Consider the following 15,574-nt stretch of genomic DNA (forward strand, 5'->3'; position numbering starts at 1 on the left):
TGGTCTTGTCGGCGATTTCCGGGCTGGGCTTGGCAGGCACCAGGCGGCGTGGCGGCGCGGGCGGGATCGGCGCCTGCTGATCGCCCGGACCCTGACGCAGGAAGCCGCCAGGGCCGACGGAGATGATGCGCGGCTGCGGCGCGGGCGTGGGCGCGTCCGATGCGGCATCGGCTGCCGGCGCAGCAGGCGCGGCGGCGGGCGCAGCAGGTGCGGCCGCCGGGCGTGGCGGCGGTGGCGGGGCGGAAACCGGCGCGGCGGCGCGGGGCGTTTCGGCTTCCGGCGCTGCGGGTGCAGGCTTGCGGACAGGCGCGGCGGCGCGCTTGGGCGTTTCATTCGCCTTTACCGGGGACGGGCGGGATTGCAGGCCGAGGCGATGCGCCTTGCCGATCACCGCGTTGCGGCTGACGCCGCCCAGTTCCTCGGCAATCTGGCTGGCGGTCAGGCCGCGTTCCCACATCGCCTTGAGCTGGTCGATGCGCTCGTCAGTCCAGGACAATGAAAAACTCCTTACAGATTTGGGATCACTCCCCATATGGGAAGCCCGCGCATCAGGTTCAAATCCTTTGGACCTGAACCCTTGCAGCACAACGGACCAGCCGATAGTCGATCCCACCATGAACGACCAGCCCAAAATTGTCGCCGACTCGCCCTTTGCCGAGCCGGGCGTGCCGCAGATCCGCAACGTGAACTGGGCCGGGACCTGGGCGCTCTACCGCAAGGAGGTGCGCCGGTTCCTGAAGGTGCAGTTGCAGACGGTGTGGGCGCCTGCGATCACGACCTTGATGTTCCTCATCATCTTCATTGTTGCGCTGGGGGGAAGCGGACGGACGGTTTCGCTGCGCGGCGAGGCGGTGGCCTTTGCCGATTTCATCGCGCCCGGCCTCATCATCATGGGCATGATCAATGCCTGTTTCGCCAATGCCAGCTTTTCGTTGATGGTCGGCAAGGTGCAGGGAACGCTGGTCGACTATCTGATGCCGCCGATTTCGGTGGGCGAATTGCTGTTCGCGTTGGCGGCGTCTTCAGTGACGCGCGCGGTGTTCGTGGGCTGCGCCCTATGGCTGGCGATGGCAGCGTGGCCGGGCGTGCATGTGACGCCCGCGCATCTGTGGGCGGTACTGTGGTTCGGCTTGCTCGGCACCAGTTTCATCGCGTTTCTGGGGGTGCTGACATCCATCTGGGCGGAGAAGTTCGACCATGGCGCTGCGATCACCAATTTCGTGATCGGGCCGCTGGCGCTGCTGTCGGGCACCTTCTATTCGATCGACCGGCTGCCCGCCTTTTTCCAGGGCGTCAGCCATGCCAATCCGTTTTTCTACATCATCTCCGGCTTCCGCTATGGCTTCGTCGCGGCGGCCGACACCAATGTGGTGGTGGGCAGCGCGGTGCTGCTGGGGCTGAACCTGCTGTTCGGCGGGCTGTGCTATACGCTGTTGCGGCGCGGCTGGAAGATCAAGGCCTGATCGTCAGATGAAGGCGGCGAACAGCGGCACCGCGAGCATCATGACGAAGAGCATAGCCCCCGCCAGCAGCCAGTGATGCAGGCGGGGAGAGCGATCGCGCCTCTCCCCATCCTGCGGCAGGCGCATCAGGCCGTCGCCCCGCTTGCGCCGACGCGGGTGAGGGTGAAGCCGGCGTCCTGGGCTTCGGCGAGGGGGTAGATGTTGCGCAGGTCGATGAGCGCCTTGCCGGCCATGGCGGCGGCGATGCGTTTCAGGTCCAGCGCGCGGAAAATGTCCCATTCGGTGACGAGCACCAGCGCGTCGGCGCCGTCGGCTGCCTCATAGGCGTCGCTCGCCATCGTGACGGATGGCATCATCGGCGCGGCGACCTCCATGCCTTCGGGATCATAGGCGACGATGGTCGCGCCGGCATCCTCCAACGCCTGGACGATGGCGAGGCTGGGGGCGTCGCGCATGTCGTCGGTATTGGGTTTGAAGGTGAGGCCCAGCAGCGCGACTTTCTTGCCGCGCGCGTCGCCGCCCAGGGCCTTGACGATCTTGCGGCCCATGGCGCGCTTGCGCAGGTCGTTGACCTGCACCACCGTTTCCACGATGCGGATCGGCGCGTCATGATCCTGGCCCGTCTTGACCAGCGCGAGCGTATCCTTGGGGAAGCAGGAGCCGCCATAGCCGGGGCCAGCGTGCAGGAACTTGCCGCCGATGCGATTGTCGAGGCCGATGCCGCGCGACACGTCCTGCACTTCCGCGCCCACCGCCTCGCACAGGTCCGCCATCTCGTTGATGAAGGTGATCTTGGTCGCGAGGAAGGCGTTGGCGGCATATTTGATGAGTTCGGCGGTGCGGCGGCCGGTGAACATCAGCGGCGCCTGGTTGAGGTTGAGCGGTCGGTAGACCTGGCTCATCACCGCGATCGCGCGCTCAGAGCCGGTGGTGCCCACGACGACGCGGTCGGGCCGCTTGAAGTCGCCGATCGCCGCGCCTTCGCGCAGGAATTCGGGGTTGGAGACGCACTGGATGTCAAGGTCCGGGCGCAGTTCGCGGGCGATCCGCTCGACCTCGTCACCGGTGCCCACGGGCACGGTCGACTTGGTGACGATGACGGCAGGGCCATCGAGCGCGCCGACGATTTCCCGCGCCGCAGCATAGACATAGGAGAGATCGGCATGGCCATCGCCCCGGCGCGAAGGCGTGCCGACCGCGATGAAGATGGCGTCCGCGCCCTTGACCCCGGCGGCAAGATCCGTGGTGAAGGTGAGGCGGCCGGCCGCGGCATTATTGCCCACAAGCTGGTCAAGGCCCGGCTCGAAGATCGGCATGCGGCCGGATTCGATCGCTGCGATCTTGCCCGCATCCTTGTCGACGCACACAACGTCATGCCCGAAATCCGCAAAACAGGCCCCCGACACAAGGCCTACATAACCCGTGCCGATCATCGTGATTTTCATGCGATCTTCCCCGCTCCACCCTTGAGAATAAGCCCATGCGGCGCGACAGTCCCATAGCTTTTCGCGCGTGCCGCTTGCTGCATTGCAGCGCGGAAATACACAAGATGTTCAGCGGCTGTATACCAATTTCTGCGACAGGCGGTGCAGGGAATGATGAGGGAGCGAGATGTGAAGGTGGCCATTGTGTTCGGGACGCGGCCCGAAGCGATCAAGATGTTCCCGGTCGTCCATGCGCTGCAAAGGCGACAGGGGGTCGATACGCGGGTGATCGTGACCGCGCAGCATCGCGGGCTGCTGGATCAGGTGCTGGAAATTGCCGGGATCGTGCCGGACATCGACCTGGACGTGATGGTGCCCAACCAGACGCTGGACGGGCTGACGGCGAAGCTGATCGTCGAACTGGGCAGGGCCTTTGATGCGGAAAAGCCCGATCGCGTGGTGGTGCATGGCGACACGCTGACGACGATGGTGGCGAGCCTGGCGGCCTATTATCGCAAAATCCCGGTCGCCCATGTCGAAGCAGGGTTGCGCAGCGGCGACATTCACCATCCCTGGCCCGAAGAGGTGAACCGGCGGGTGGTCGCCTGCATCGCTGACATGAATTTCGCCCCGACGCAGGCAGCGGCCGATGCGTTGATGAAGGAAAGCCGCGATCCTGCCTCCATCCACGTCACCGGCAATACGGTGATCGACGCTTTGCTGGCGACGCGCGACCGGGTACGTGATACGCCCGCCATGGCGCGGGGGCTGGACGATCTGGCGGCGCGCTTTGCGGGCAGGCGGATCGTGGCGGTGACGACGCACCGGCGCGAGAATTTCGGCGGCGGCATGGAATCGATCGCACGCGCGATCGCCGACATCGCCGCGCGGCCGGATGTGGCGGTGATCTTTCCGGTTCATCCCAATCCCAATGTCCGCCCGATCATGGATGCCGTGCTGGGCGACCTGCCCAATGTCGCGATGATCGAACCGCTGGATTATCCGCATTTCGTGCGGTTGCTGGACATAAGCCATCTGGTGCTGACCGACAGCGGCGGGGTGCAGGAGGAAGCGCCGTCGCTCGGCAAGCCGGTGCTGGTCATGCGCGAAACGACCGAGCGGCCCGAGGGCGTGGACGCGGGCACGGCGCTGTTGGTGGGTGCGGATCGCGAGCGGATCGTGCACGAGGTGCTGGCGCTGCTGGACGATGACGCGGCCTATCAGGCGATGGCGCGGGCACATAACCCGTTCGGCGACGGCGGGGCGGCCGAGCGGATCGCGGCCGTGATCAGCGGGGCGTGATGTGGCGGCCGGGTTGATGCCCGGTCGCGAAATGCACCTCAGGCGCGGGCCAGCAGTCCTTCGACCAGGCCGTCGAATAGGCGCTTGCCATCGGTCGAGCCATGGGCGGGCTCGATGACGCGTTCGGGGTGCGGCATCATGCCCAGCACATTGCCCGTATCGTTGAGGATGCCAGCGATGTTGCGGGCCGACCCGTTGATATTTTCGGCATAGCGCAGCGCGATGCGGCCTTCGCCCTCCAGCCGGTCGAGCGTGGCGTCATCGGCGAAATAATTGCCGTCATGATGGGCGACGGGATAGCGGATGGTTTCACCGGCGGCATAGCGGCTGGTGAAGGCGCTTTGTGCATTTTCGACGGTCAGCGGCACGTCGCGGCAGACGAAATGACCGCCTGCATTGCGCAGCAGCGCGCCGGGCAGCAGGCCGCTTTCGGTCAGCACCTGAAAGCCGTTGCAGACGCCCAGCACGAAGGCCCCGCGCGATGCCGCCTGCGCAACCGCCTGCATGACGGGCGAACGCGCGGCCATGGCGCCGGACCGCAGATAATCGCCATAGGAAAAGCCGCCGGGCACGCCGATCAGGTCGATGTCGGCTGGCAGATCCGTGTCCCGGTGCCAGATCATAGCGGGCTTGACCCCGGTGGCCGCTTCGAACGCCACCGCCAGGTCGCGGTCGCAATTGCTGCCGGGAAAGACGATGACGGCGCTTTTCATGGCTCAGGCCACCTTTTCGATGCGATAATTTTCGATCACCGTGTTGGCGAGCAGCTTGCGGCACATGGCATCGATATCGTCGTCGCTGGTGCCATCGGCCAGATCGAGCTCAATGAGCTTGCCGGCGCGCACATCATTGACGCCGCCAAAGCCGAGGCCTTCGAGCGCGTGATGGATCGCCTTGCCCTGGGGATCGAGGACACCGCCCTTGAGGGTGACGAAGATGCGGGCTTTCATGGCGTGCTGCTCCTTGGGATCAACCTGGGCCGCGCGGCGGGCGGCGGCAATAATGCGGCACCCCCTAGGCCCGGCGCGCGCGCGAGGCAAGCCATTATGAGTCGGGGGACGAAGGGACGCGGACCTAGTCGCCGCGATGATAATCATAGTCGAAGGCGCGGCCCTGCTGCTTGGTCAGGATCGCGCCGATGATGACGCCGCCGGCGCGGCGGAGGCGATCGACCGCCGTGCGCAGCCCGCCATGATGGTTGCGGCCCCATTCGACGACCATCAAGGTCGCCTGCGTACGCGTGGCGAGCAGCGGCGTGTCGCCGAGGCCCAGGATCGGCGGCGCGTCGATCAGGATCGTATCATAATGATCGCGCACCGATGCCAGCAGATCGTCGAGCGCGGGGGTGGCCAGCAACTCGGTGGGGTTGGGTGGCACCGCGCCGCAGGGCAGCAGCGAAACGCCGGGTACGCCCGTCGCGATGACGGCGTCGACCGCGTTTGCCTGACCCGTCAGCACTTCGCTGATCCCCTTGCCGGGCGCGACGCGGAAGAGGGCGTGCTGGACCGGACGGCGCATGTCGCCGTCGAGCACCAGCACCGTCTTGTCGAGGGCGGCGAGCGCGCGTGCGAGGGCGTTGAGGGTGAGCGACTTGCCTTCCCCTTCCTGCGCGCTGGTGACGAGGATGGAGCGCGGCAGGCCCCCGGTGGAGGCAAGTAGCAGCGAGCGGGCGATGGGAGCGAAGACTTCGGACGGCTGGGGATTGTCGCCCGTGACCGGCACGGCGCCCAGCAGCGGCAGATCGACCCGCTCCGCCAGCGTTTCGGCCGACGTCACCGCATCGTCAAAGGCGTGACGCGCGCCCACCAGCAGCAGGCCGAGCGCCAACCCGCCGAGCGCGGCGAACAGCATTGTTTCCCCGACTTTGGGTGAAAAGGGGCTGTCGGGCGGGGACGCGCGGTCAAGGGGCTGGATGCGGCCCGCCTGAAAGCCGGCTTGCGAGGCCATGTCGCGATAGCGCTGGAGCAGGCTGTCGTGCAGCATGCGATAGGTTTCGACCGAGCGTTCGTACATGCCCATCTGGACGCTGCGGCCACGCGCGGCCTGCGCATCCTGTTCGACATCGGCGATCTCGTCGGCAATCTGCTTTTCGCCGCGCCGGGCGATGTCATAGTCCTGTCGCAGCGAGGCGCGGATGCGATTAGCCATCTGCTGCGCCTGATCGTCGAGTGCGGCGAGCCGGGCGCGCGTTTCGCGCATTTGCGGATGCGCGTCCTTGCGGAATTGCCGTTCCTCGACCAGTTCGGCCCGCGCCTGCGCTCGTTGCGCCATCAAGTCCTGCATCGCGCCGTTGCCGAGCACTTCGGGGAGGGTTTCGGTGGAGGCGGCGCGGGCGCTTTCCCACCGTTTCTGCGCCGCGATCCGATCGGCCAGCGCCTGGGCGCGCAGGCTGTTCAACTGCGCCAGCCGGCTGTCGATTTCCGATCCCGATGGTCCGGCGGGGCTATTTGCAGAGGATGCGCTGTCCATGTCCGCGCCAGGCGGGATCGGTGCGCCGTTGCGCGCGGCATAGACCGCCAGTTCGCGCTCCGCCCGTTCCAGATCGCGCCGCGCGCCGTCCAGCTCACCCAGCAGGAAGCGCCGCGCCTGAACACCCGATTGGAAGCCGCGTTTCAGGTCCGAGCGGATCAGGCTGTCGGCATAGCCGTTGGCGATCCTCGCCGAGAGCGCCGGATCGGCGCTGACGAAATGGATGCGGATGACCCGCGACTTGCCCGGCAGCTCGACCTCCAGATGATCGCGCAGCAGGGCAATGACGCGCTCCTGCTCGGCCTGGCGCTGGCTCTGGCCGCCGGCTCCGGCTTTCGGGCGGCTGACGCCCATGCCCTGGAAGAAGGTGGGGGTGCCCACCAGCGAAAGGCTGCGCGCGACATCCTGCGCCAGGGCGCGGCTGCGCAGCACTTCCAGCTGCGTCTGCATCACTGTTTCGATGCCGTCGGTGCTGGGGCGCGGTGGCACGCCGGAGCCGGCCGCGCCTGCGGGCACATCCTGCACCTCGACCGAGGCGGTGGCGCGATAATCGGGGGTGGACAAGAGAATATAGAGCAGCGCCACGAGCAGGCAGAGCGCCATGGTGACGAACAGGATCACCCGGTGGCGGCGCAGCAGCAGCCCATAGTCCCGCAGACCGCGCGTCAGCCGCGCGCCTAGGCCAAGGCGTTCCGGGCGATCGTGCAGAGGGGGCGTGGTGGCGGCCATGGTCAGTCTCCGTCCAGCGCGATGAAGCCGGCGGCAAGCGCAGGCGCGGCAATGAGCGCGCCGCCAAGGATCGCCTTGGCGCGCGACAGGCCGACGATCACCTGATCGCCCGGCAGGATTTCAGGGTCGGCCGCTTCGCCCTTTCGGATAGCGCCCAGGTCGAACATCGCCGCCTGCCGCTGACCATCGAGCCGGCGGATCACCACGACCTGGCGCGTGTCGGCCAGGCGGGTCGGACCTTTGCCTAGGGCAAGCGCCTGCGACAGGGTCAGGCGGCCATCAATCGGATAGAGGCCGGGTTCGCGAATTTCGCCGTCCAGCGTAATGCGACGGCCCACCGCCTTCTTGACGAACAGGCTGACCTGCGGCGAGACGAGATAGCGTTCGCCCAGACGCCCGGCGATGACGTCGGCGGCTTCGCTGGCGGACAGGCCCGCGACCGGAACCGCGCCAATCAGGGGCATCCGCACCATGCCCTGCGCATCGACCTGTGCGTCTTCCAGCGACAGGTCGGGTTCATGATAGACCCGGATGCGCAGCACATCGTCGGGGGAGAGGCGATAGTCCATGCCGACGGCAGGCGGCGGAGGAATGACCGCATAAGCCTGATCCCCGCGCGGCGCATCCTCGACGGTGGCGCAGGCCGCGACGCTGCCCAGCAACAAGGCGGCCATGATCGCGCGCGGCGCAGGCTGTCGCATCATGCCTCATGTCCCCCATCGGCCGTTGCTTTCGCACGCGCAAAAAAAACATCGTGCCTTGCGGGGGTTAGCGGCGGGGCGGGGCAATGGCAACCGCGTGCGAGACGGGCTGCGCCGTGGCGGCCCCCGTCAGACCGCAATGCGCCCCGATGTCGACGCTGCCGCTCGGCGGGGCTGATCGGGCCAGATTCCCCGCGTATCATAGACAGCCTTGTCGGCGCGTTCGTCGACGGGGACGGATTTGAACATGTCATGATCGACCAGAATGACGAACACGCCACATTGTTCCAGAGCCGTATCGAGATCGATAAGTTCTGCACCCGTGCCGGCGAAGTCCATCGGCAGTTCCCGGGCATAGGGTTCGACCAGCTTGATGCGGCGGCCATAGCGGCGGGCGAGTCGCGCGGCGACCTTCACGGCCGGGCTTTCGCGGAAATCGTCGATGTTCGCCTTGAAGGCGAGGCCGAGGCAGGCGATGTCCTCGCCAGCGAAATCGTCGATCAGGTCGGATGCCTTCGCTACGACATGATCGGTCTTGCCGTCATTTACTTCGCGTGCGGTGCGGATGATGCGGGCATTTTCCGGGTCGCCATGGACGATGAACCACGGATCGACCGCGATGCAGTGACCACCGACGCCCGGGCCGGGATTGAGGATATTGACGCGCGGATGCCGGTTGGCGAGGCGGATCACCTCCCACACGTCGATGTCCATATTGTCGGCAATGACGGACAATTCATTGGCGAAGGCGATGTTGACGTCCCGAAAGCTGTTCTCGACCAGCTTGACCATTTCGGCCGCGCGGGCGGTCGTCGTGATGCAGGCGCCGCGCACGAACTGGCGGTAGAAGCCCAGCGCCTTGCGGGCGCAGCGCGGCGTGATGCCGCCGATGCAGCGATCATTGTCGATCAGCTCCACCAGGATGCGGCCGGGCAGCACGCGTTCGGGACAATAGGCGATGGCGACGTCGCCCTGCGCGCCCATGCCCGGCATTTTGAGGTCGGGACGCAGCTGCGCGAAAATGTCGCGCATCGCTTCGGTCGTGCCGACGGGCGAGGTGGATTCGAGGATCACCGTATCGCCGGCCTTGAGCACCGGGGCGACCGTGCGGGCGGCCTTGAGCACATAGGAAATGTCAGGTGCGCGATCCTCTGCCACCGGGGTCGGCACGGCGATGATGAAGACGTCGCTTTCCTCCACCGTCAGGCTGGCGCGCAGATTGCCGCGTGCGACGACGCCCTGCACCAGCCCGTCAAGATCGACTTCCTCGATATGGACGCGGCCGGAATTGACGGTTTCCACGACATGGGGCGAGACGTCGATGCCCACCACCTGGCACCCGCCGCGCGCGATCAGCGCTGCGGTCGGCAGGCCGATATAGCCAAGGCCGATAACGGAAACCTTTTGCTTGGTATCGACGGGCATGGAGCGGCAAATCCCCTGTTCAACGGCAATGATTAGCGGCTTTTGGCCGAAATTGCTGAAGAATTCGGTAATGGCAAGTGCAGGGCGGAGACGCGCCCTACCACGGCCATCAGCGCCAGAGCGTCGCCAGCATCGCCATCATGCCATGGTCGTCCGCCGCCTGGCGCGGACGGGGCGCGCCATAGCCGCGACATTCCAGGCAGTCCGCGCGCACCCCCGCGCCCGACACGAGCCCGCGCACGTCGCTGACCGCCTGCAACGCCCAGCCGCGCTGGAGCCAGGCCTGACGCGCCAGCATGTCGCGCGGGGCGGTGGCGTCGTCGCTTTCCCGTTCAGCGAATTCCTGCAACCATTCGGCCCATTTGTCGGGCTGCTTTTCGATGCGGAAGGCGCGTGCCTTTGCCGGATCGATCTTTGCGCGGCGAGCCGCTTCGGCAATCGCATCCTCCAGCCCGCCGAACCGATCGACAAGGCCAAGCTGGCGCGCGGTGCCGCCGTCCCAGACGCGACCCTGCGCGATGCGGTCGATCTGTTCCGGCTTCTTTTTGCGCGATTGAGCGACAAGGCCGACGAAGCGGCGATAGATATCCTCAACGCCCAATTGCATGATCTGGTCGAATTCGGGCGTGGTGCCGCCGGCCAAGTCGGGCTGACCCGACAGGGGCGTGGTGCGCACGCCATCCGTGGTGATGCCCATTTTCGCCAGCGTCCCTTCAAAGCTGGGCAATATGCCAAAGACGCCGATCGATCCGGTGATGGTGTCGGGTTCGGCAAAGATGACATCGCCAGGCGTGGAGACCCAATAGCCGCCGCTGGCCGCGACATTGGCCATCGACACGACGACGGGCAGGCCATCCTCCTTCGCCTGCATGATGGCGCTGCGGATCTTTTCCGACGCCATGACCGACCCGCCCGGCGAATCGACGCGGACGACCAGTGCCTTGAGATTGCCCTTATCGAGCGCGCTCAGCAGCAGGTCGGAAATCGTGTCGCCCGCAGCGGTGCCGGGGCCGGCTTCGCCATCGACGATGTCCCCCGCAACCGTCAGCACGCCGATCTGCCCGTTATTAGCGGGTGCGCGGGCCTTCACATAGGAGCGCAGGTCGATGGCCGCAAAGCCGGTGGCATCACCGGCCGCCGAATCCCCGGCAATGTCCGCGACATGATCGGCAAAAGTGGTGGCGTCGCCCAGCTTGTCCACCAGGCCAGCGGAGAGCGCGGCCTTGGCAATATCGCCATTGGCGGCACGGGCGGCAGCGGCGGGATCGCCGGCATAGGCCGCGATCCTCGCGCGGGGGCGCGCCTTGGCTACATCATCCTGCCATTGCTGCCACAGCGCCTCGGCCAGCGCCTGATTGGCCTGGCGCGCTTCGGGCGATTGTTCGGTACGGATGAAGGGTTCGACGAAGCTCTTGTACGTGCCGACGCGATAGACATGGGTGTTGACCCCCAGCTTGTCGATCAGCCCCTTATAATAGAGGTTGGAGCCACCCCGGCCCATGATCGCCACGCCGCCGAGCGGATCGGTCCACACTTCGCTGGCATGGGCGGCGAGTTGATAGCTGTCGTCGCTGTAAAGCGTAGCGTAGGCGAGCACAGGCTTCTTCGCCGCGCGCACAGCATCGAGCGCCGCGCCGATACGGCCGAGCGCGACCTGACCGCCGCCCAGAAACCCGTCGAGGTTGAGGACCACCGCCTTGACCTTCGCATCGCCTTTGGCCGCTTCCAGCGCGGTGACGATGTCGGACAGGCGATATTCCCTGGCCTCAGGCGCGCCGCCGCTCAACAGCGCGGTCGGGCTGATTTCGGCGGGCTGTTCAACGACCGTGCCGTTAAGTTCCAGCAGCAGCGCGCCGGTGTTCACCGACTTTGCCGGCTTGGGCGAATAGGACAGGGCGGTATAGAGCGCGCCGAAGAAGAGCAGCAGGAACAGGAGGACGAGACCGTCCTTGATCGCGACCACTATGCGCCATGCGCCCTTCACAAATGCCAAGTCGGCTGCTCCTCATGTCTAAACCCGCGATCTGTGCTTCTGGCGCTATCGCATCAACGCTTGCGCTGCAATGTGGGGCATGTGTCGCCCGCGACAAGCTTGCGCGCACGATTTTGCCCGTTATGGGAAGGCGCATCATTCGCCGCTGTCGTGCAGGAGATGCGTCCCATGCCCACCCTCGTCCTTATCCGCCATGGTCAGTCCGCCTGGAACCTGGAAAACCGCTTCACTGGCTGGTGGGACGTGGACGTGACCGAAAAGGGGGTTGAGGAAGCGCGCGCGGCCGGAAGGTTGATGGCGGAAAAGGGGCTGGACTTTGACCAGTGCTACACCTCGCTCCAGACCCGCGCGATCAAGACGCTGAACCTGGCGCTGGAGGAAATGGGGCGACTGTGGCTGCCGGTCGAGAAGGACTGGCGGCTCAATGAACGCCATTATGGCGGTCTGACCGGCCTTAACAAGGCGGAGACGGCGGAGAAGCATGGCGATGAGCAGGTGAAGATCTGGCGCCGCAGCTTCGATATTCCGCCCCCGGTGATGGAAGCGGGCAGCGCGTTCGACCTGTCGGGCGACCGCCGCTACGCGGGCATCGCGATTCCGTCGACCGAATCCTTGAAGGACACGATCGCGCGCGTCCTGCCCTATTGGGAATCGGTGATCGCGCCGGACCTGAAAGCCGGCAAGCGGGTGCTGATTTCCGCCCATGGCAATTCGCTGCGGGCGCTGGTCAAGCATCTGTCGGGCATTTCCGACGACGAGATTACGGGCCTGGAAATCCCGACCGGGCAGCCGATCGTCTATGAGCTGGCAGACGACCTGACCGCCACCGACCGCTATTATCTGTCGGAGCGCTGATCCGCGCGGCCTGCAAAGCGCATTGCCCCCTGACGGTACGGCCGCTAAGGGGCTTTGCTTTCCGCGCCATCAGGGGAAGTCAGCACGGTCATGAGCGCTATCGACGTCGGCATCATCATGGGGTCCCGTTCCGATTGGGACACGATGCGGCATGCGGCCGAGACGCTGGAGGCGCTGGGCGTCGCGCATGAATGCAAGGTGGTGTCGGCGCACCGCACGCCGCAGCGGCTGTATGATTATGCCAGCGGCGCGGCGGCGCGGGGGCTGAAGGTCATCATCGCGGGCGCGGGCGGGGCGGCGCATCTGCCGGGCATGGCCGCGGCGATGACACGCCTGCCGGTGTTGGGCGTGCCGGTCGAATCCAAGGCGCTCAAAGGCATGGACTCGCTGCTGTCGATCGTCCAGATGCCCGGCGGCATTCCGGTGGGCACGCTGGCGATCGGCAAGCCCGGCGCGATCAATGCGGGCCTGCTGGCGGCGGCGATCCTGGCGACGGGCGACGCTGCGCTGGCGCAGCGGCTGGACGATTGGCGCGCGCGGCAGACGCAATCCGTCGCCGATACCGTCGAAGACTGACACGAATCAGAACAGGACCGCCATGACGATCATCCCGCCCGGTTCCACCATCGGCATCCTTGGCGGCGGCCAGCTGGGCCGGATGATCGCCGTCGCTGCGGCGCAGCTGGGCTATCGCACCCATATTTTCGCGCCCGAAGATAGCGGGCCGGCCGCCGACGTATCGCCCAACTGGACGCACGGCGCCTATGAGGATGCCGCCGCCCTGTCCGCCTTCGCCGACAGCGTCGATGTCGTCACCTATGAGTTCGAGAATATCGACCCGTCCGCCGTCGACACGCTGGCGCGGCATGGGCTGGTGCGACCGGGCGCGCAGGCGCTGCGCGTGGCGCAGGACCGGCTGGCGGAAAAGCGGTTCGTCTGCGACCTTGGCGGGCTGACCGCGCCCTTCGCGCCCGTGGAAAGCCTGGACGATCTGGAATCGGCGGTCGAGACGATCGGCAGCCGCGCGATCCTGAAGACCAATCGCATGGGCTATGACGGCAAGGGGCAGGCGCGCCTGGCCGAGCCGGGCGATGCGGTGGGCGCGTGGAACGCGATCGGCCGGCAGAGCGCGATCCTGGAAGGGTTCGTGACCTTTGCCGAGGAATTTTCGGTGATTTTGGTGCGCGGCGCGGACGGCGCAGTGCGATTCTGGGATTCGCCGGCCAATGTTCATGTCGATGGCATATTGTCGACATCGACTGCGCCGGCCGGGCCGCTGATCGAGGGGCAGGTCGAACAGGCACGGGCGCTGGCCAAGCAGGTGGCCGATGCGCTGGACTATGTCGGCGTGCTGACGCTGGAATTTTTCGCCAGCGCCGACGGGCCGGTCTTCAACGAAATGGCCCCGCGCGTCCACAATAGCGGCCACTGGACCATCGAAGGCGCGGTGACGAGCCAGTTTGAAAATCATGTGCGCGCCATTTGCGGCCTGCCGCTGGGCGAAACGGGTCTGGCCGCGCCGCGTGTCGAGATGCGCAACCTGATCGGTGACGATGTGGCGGCGTGGGCTGATATTCTACGCGATCCGGCCAACCATCTGCATCTTTATGGCAAGCATGAGGCGCGCCCTGGCCGCAAGATGGGGCATGTGACGCGGCTGGCGCTGTGAGCAAGATCATCCTTGTCCTCGCCCGTGCCGACAACGGCGTGATTGGCCGGGACGGCGACCTGCCCTGGCGGTTGCCGGCGGATTTGAAGCATTTCAAGGCGATCACGGCGGGCCACCCGATGCTGATGGGGCGCAAGACGTTCGACAGCCTGCCCGGATTGCTGCCGGGCCGCCGTCATATCGTGCTGACCCGCGACCGAACGTGGCGGGCCGAGGGAGCGGAGGTAGCCCATGATGTGGATGGGGCGATCGCACTGGCGCAGGCGGCGAGCCTGATGGTCATTGGCGGCGCGGAGATATATCGCCAGGTCCTGCCAATCGCGGACCGGATCGAACTGACCGAAGTGCATCTGGACGCGGACGGCGACACGAGCATCGCCTATCCCGATGCGGCGGATTGGCGCGAAACGGCGCGGGCCGATCACGCCGCTGTGGATGGCCGCCCCGCCTACAGCTTCGTGACGTTCGAGCGGCGCGCGCACTGATGGCGGGGGCGAATGGGTGGGTAATCCGCCTCCATTGCCAGTTTTTCGTCCTGTCCCTATAGCGCGGCGCATGGAGCGGCTTTCCAGCAGCGCCCCGGTCCCGCCGCATTTGCGCGGGAGCGTCATGGCGCTCGGCAATTTCGATGGCTTTCATGCCGGGCATCAGGCGGTGGTCGGACGCGCGATCGCGCGCGCGAAGGCCGAGGGACGGCCGGCGATCGTCGCGACTTTCGATCCGCATCCCATGCGGCTGTTCCGGCCCGATACGCCCAGCTTTCGTCTGACCACGCTGGATCAGCAGGAGGCATTATTCGCCCGTGCGGGGGCGGACGCGATGATGGTGTTCGATTTCACGCCGGCGCTCGCGGCGCTGGAGCCGGCGGATTATGTCCGCGTGCTGATCGAGGATATGGGCGTCGCGGCCGTCGTGACGGGCGAGGATTTCACCTTCGGCCGCGCGCGCAGCGGCACGGTCGACAGCTTCGCGGCGCTGGGACTGTCGGCGCAAGCGGTGGGGCCGGTCAGCGATGCGCAGGGCATCATTTCCTCCACCCGCGTGCGTGAGGCGCTGCGCGCGGGCGACTGCGAGACGGCGTGCCGGCTGCTGACGCGCCCCTTCGCGATCCGGGGCGTGGTGCAGCATGGCGACAAGCTGGGCCGCACGATCGGCTTTCCCACCGCCAATATCGATATGGGGCCATATCTGCGGCCGGCCTATGGCATTTATGCGGTGCGCGGCATCCTGCCCGATGGGCGAGTGCTTAACGGCGCGGCGAATTTGGGCATCCGCCCCAGTTTCGATCCGCCCAAGGAGTTGCTGGAGCCGCATTTCTTCGACTTTGCCGAAAGCCTGTATGCGCAGGAGGTGGAGGTGCAGTTGATCCGCTATCTGCATGGCGAGCGCAAATATGACGGGCTGGACGCGCTGACCGCCGGCATTGCCCAGGACTGCGCCGATGCGCGGCAAATCCTTGCGGGAACGCCCATGCTCGCGTAGGGCACGGCCCTGATTTGCTCAACCTCCGTTCGGTTCGAGCGTGTCGAGACCTATTCTCGACG

16 protein-coding genes are annotated in these 15,574 nt (G+C 66.3%); 7 read left to right on the plus strand and 9 right to left on the minus strand.

What is annotated here, in order from left to right; genetic code table 11:
• The coding region (locus SKA58_RS06265; protein WP_009821542.1) for a GcrA family cell cycle regulator at positions 1-496 on the minus strand (496 nt) is incomplete at its 3' end.
• A 118-nt stretch (positions 497-614) separates the two neighbouring features.
• Here SKA58_RS06265 and SKA58_RS06270 point away from each other — a divergent pair.
• Positions 615-1,463, plus strand: coding sequence for an ABC transporter permease (locus SKA58_RS06270; RefSeq protein ID WP_009821543.1), 849 nt, complete (start codon positions 615-617; stop codon positions 1,461-1,463).
• 3 nt (positions 1,464-1,466) lie between these two features.
• Here SKA58_RS06270 and SKA58_RS20480 read toward each other — a convergent pair whose 3' ends face one another.
• Positions 1,467-1,589: a hypothetical protein gene (locus SKA58_RS20480; protein ID WP_009821544.1), complete on the minus strand. Its 123-nt coding sequence runs from the start codon at positions 1,587-1,589 to the stop codon at positions 1,467-1,469.
• Complete coding sequence (locus SKA58_RS06275) at positions 1,589-2,908, minus strand: UDP-glucose dehydrogenase family protein (RefSeq protein WP_009821545.1); 1,320 nt, start codon at positions 2,906-2,908, stop codon at positions 1,589-1,591. The genes SKA58_RS20480 and SKA58_RS06275 overlap by 1 nt, the downstream gene beginning before the upstream one ends.
• A 168-nt stretch (positions 2,909-3,076) precedes the next feature.
• Between SKA58_RS06275 and wecB the strand changes: the two genes are divergently transcribed.
• On the plus strand, positions 3,077-4,189 hold the full coding sequence (gene wecB, locus SKA58_RS06280; protein WP_009821546.1) for a non-hydrolyzing UDP-N-acetylglucosamine 2-epimerase: 1,113 nt from the start codon (positions 3,077-3,079) through the stop codon (positions 4,187-4,189).
• A 38-nt stretch (positions 4,190-4,227) separates the two neighbouring features.
• Here wecB and purQ read toward each other — a convergent pair whose 3' ends face one another.
• The 6 genes from purQ to sppA all read right to left on the minus strand — a co-directional run bounded on the left by purQ (position 4,228) and on the right by sppA (position 11,506).
• Positions 4,228-4,902 (minus strand): phosphoribosylformylglycinamidine synthase subunit PurQ, encoded by a 675-nt coding sequence (purQ, locus tag SKA58_RS06285; protein ID WP_009821547.1) that lies wholly within the window; start codon positions 4,900-4,902, stop codon positions 4,228-4,230.
• A gap of 3 nt (positions 4,903-4,905) precedes the next feature.
• The gene (purS, locus tag SKA58_RS06290; protein WP_009821548.1) at positions 4,906-5,139 is read right to left on the minus strand and encodes a phosphoribosylformylglycinamidine synthase subunit PurS; all 234 of its coding nucleotides are present in this window, start codon (positions 5,137-5,139) and stop codon (positions 4,906-4,908) included.
• Positions 5,140-5,263: 124 nt separating this feature from the next.
• Entirely contained in the window at positions 5,264-7,387 is a 2,124-nt protein-coding gene (locus SKA58_RS06295; protein WP_009821549.1) for a GumC family protein, read from the minus strand.
• A 2-nt stretch (positions 7,388-7,389) separates the two neighbouring features.
• Entirely contained in the window at positions 7,390-8,091 is a 702-nt protein-coding gene (locus SKA58_RS06300) for a polysaccharide biosynthesis/export family protein (protein ID WP_009821550.1), read from the minus strand.
• Between the two features lie 126 nt (positions 8,092-8,217).
• Positions 8,218-9,513 (minus strand): UDP-N-acetyl-D-mannosamine dehydrogenase, encoded by a 1,296-nt coding sequence (gene wecC, locus SKA58_RS06305; protein ID WP_009821551.1) that lies wholly within the window; start codon positions 9,511-9,513, stop codon positions 8,218-8,220.
• 109 nt (positions 9,514-9,622) lie between these two features.
• Positions 9,623-11,506 (minus strand): signal peptide peptidase SppA, encoded by a 1,884-nt coding sequence (gene sppA / locus SKA58_RS06310; RefSeq protein ID WP_037542196.1) that lies wholly within the window; start codon positions 11,504-11,506, stop codon positions 9,623-9,625.
• 168 nt (positions 11,507-11,674) lie between these two features.
• On the opposite strand from sppA, the gene gpmA reads away from it, so the two are divergent.
• The 5 genes from gpmA to ribF all read left to right on the plus strand — a co-directional run bounded on the left by gpmA (position 11,675) and on the right by ribF (position 15,512).
• Positions 11,675-12,361, plus strand: a complete 687-nt coding sequence (gene gpmA, locus SKA58_RS06315; protein WP_037542670.1) for a 2,3-diphosphoglycerate-dependent phosphoglycerate mutase — start codon at positions 11,675-11,677, stop codon at positions 12,359-12,361.
• Positions 12,362-12,451: 90 nt separating this feature from the next.
• Positions 12,452-12,937: a 5-(carboxyamino)imidazole ribonucleotide mutase gene (gene purE, locus SKA58_RS06320; protein WP_009821554.1), complete on the plus strand. Its 486-nt coding sequence runs from the start codon at positions 12,452-12,454 to the stop codon at positions 12,935-12,937.
• A gap of 22 nt (positions 12,938-12,959) precedes the next feature.
• Positions 12,960-14,030, plus strand: a complete 1,071-nt coding sequence (locus SKA58_RS06325; RefSeq protein ID WP_009821555.1) for a 5-(carboxyamino)imidazole ribonucleotide synthase — start codon at positions 12,960-12,962, stop codon at positions 14,028-14,030.
• Positions 14,027-14,515, plus strand: a complete 489-nt coding sequence (locus SKA58_RS06330; RefSeq protein WP_009821556.1) for a dihydrofolate reductase — start codon at positions 14,027-14,029, stop codon at positions 14,513-14,515. Before SKA58_RS06325 ends, SKA58_RS06330 begins: the two co-directional genes overlap by 4 nt.
• Before the next feature lie 70 nt (positions 14,516-14,585).
• The gene (gene ribF / locus SKA58_RS06335) at positions 14,586-15,512 is read left to right on the plus strand and encodes a riboflavin biosynthesis protein RibF (protein ID WP_009821557.1); all 927 of its coding nucleotides are present in this window, start codon (positions 14,586-14,588) and stop codon (positions 15,510-15,512) included.
• Positions 15,513-15,574 lie beyond the last annotated feature (62 nt).

This window comes from Sphingomonas sp. SKA58 (assembly GCF_000153545.1).
Taxonomy (GTDB): Bacteria; Pseudomonadota; Alphaproteobacteria; order Sphingomonadales; family Sphingomonadaceae; genus Sphingobium; species Sphingobium soli.

What these genes read in the sequence shown, in the direction of transcription:
- SKA58_RS06300 (WP_009821550.1), bottom strand. Translation starts at nt 8,091, where the DNA reads ATGATGCGACAGCCTGCGCCGCGCGCGATCATGGCCGCCTTGTTGCTG.
- gpmA (WP_037542670.1), top strand. Translation starts at nt 11,675, where the DNA reads ATGCCCACCCTCGTCCTTATCCGCCATGGTCAGTCCGCCTGGAACCTG.
- SKA58_RS20480 (WP_009821544.1), bottom strand. Translation starts at nt 1,589, where the DNA reads ATGCGCCTGCCGCAGGATGGGGAGAGGCGCGATCGCTCTCCCCGCCTG.
- wecC (WP_009821551.1), bottom strand. Translation starts at nt 9,513, where the DNA reads ATGCCCGTCGATACCAAGCAAAAGGTTTCCGTTATCGGCCTTGGCTAT.
- SKA58_RS06295 (WP_009821549.1), bottom strand. Translation starts at nt 7,387, where the DNA reads ATGGCCGCCACCACGCCCCCTCTGCACGATCGCCCGGAACGCCTTGGC.
- purS (WP_009821548.1), bottom strand. Translation starts at nt 5,139, where the DNA reads ATGAAAGCCCGCATCTTCGTCACCCTCAAGGGCGGTGTCCTCGATCCC.
- ribF (WP_009821557.1), top strand. Translation starts at nt 14,586, where the DNA reads ATGGAGCGGCTTTCCAGCAGCGCCCCGGTCCCGCCGCATTTGCGCGGG.
- SKA58_RS06275 (WP_009821545.1), bottom strand. Translation starts at nt 2,908, where the DNA reads ATGAAAATCACGATGATCGGCACGGGTTATGTAGGCCTTGTGTCGGGG.
- purE (WP_009821554.1), top strand. Translation starts at nt 12,452, where the DNA reads ATGAGCGCTATCGACGTCGGCATCATCATGGGGTCCCGTTCCGATTGG.
- purQ (WP_009821547.1), bottom strand. Translation starts at nt 4,902, where the DNA reads ATGAAAAGCGCCGTCATCGTCTTTCCCGGCAGCAATTGCGACCGCGAC.
- SKA58_RS06325 (WP_009821555.1), top strand. Translation starts at nt 12,960, where the DNA reads ATGACGATCATCCCGCCCGGTTCCACCATCGGCATCCTTGGCGGCGGC.
- SKA58_RS06270 (WP_009821543.1), top strand. Translation starts at nt 615, where the DNA reads ATGAACGACCAGCCCAAAATTGTCGCCGACTCGCCCTTTGCCGAGCCG.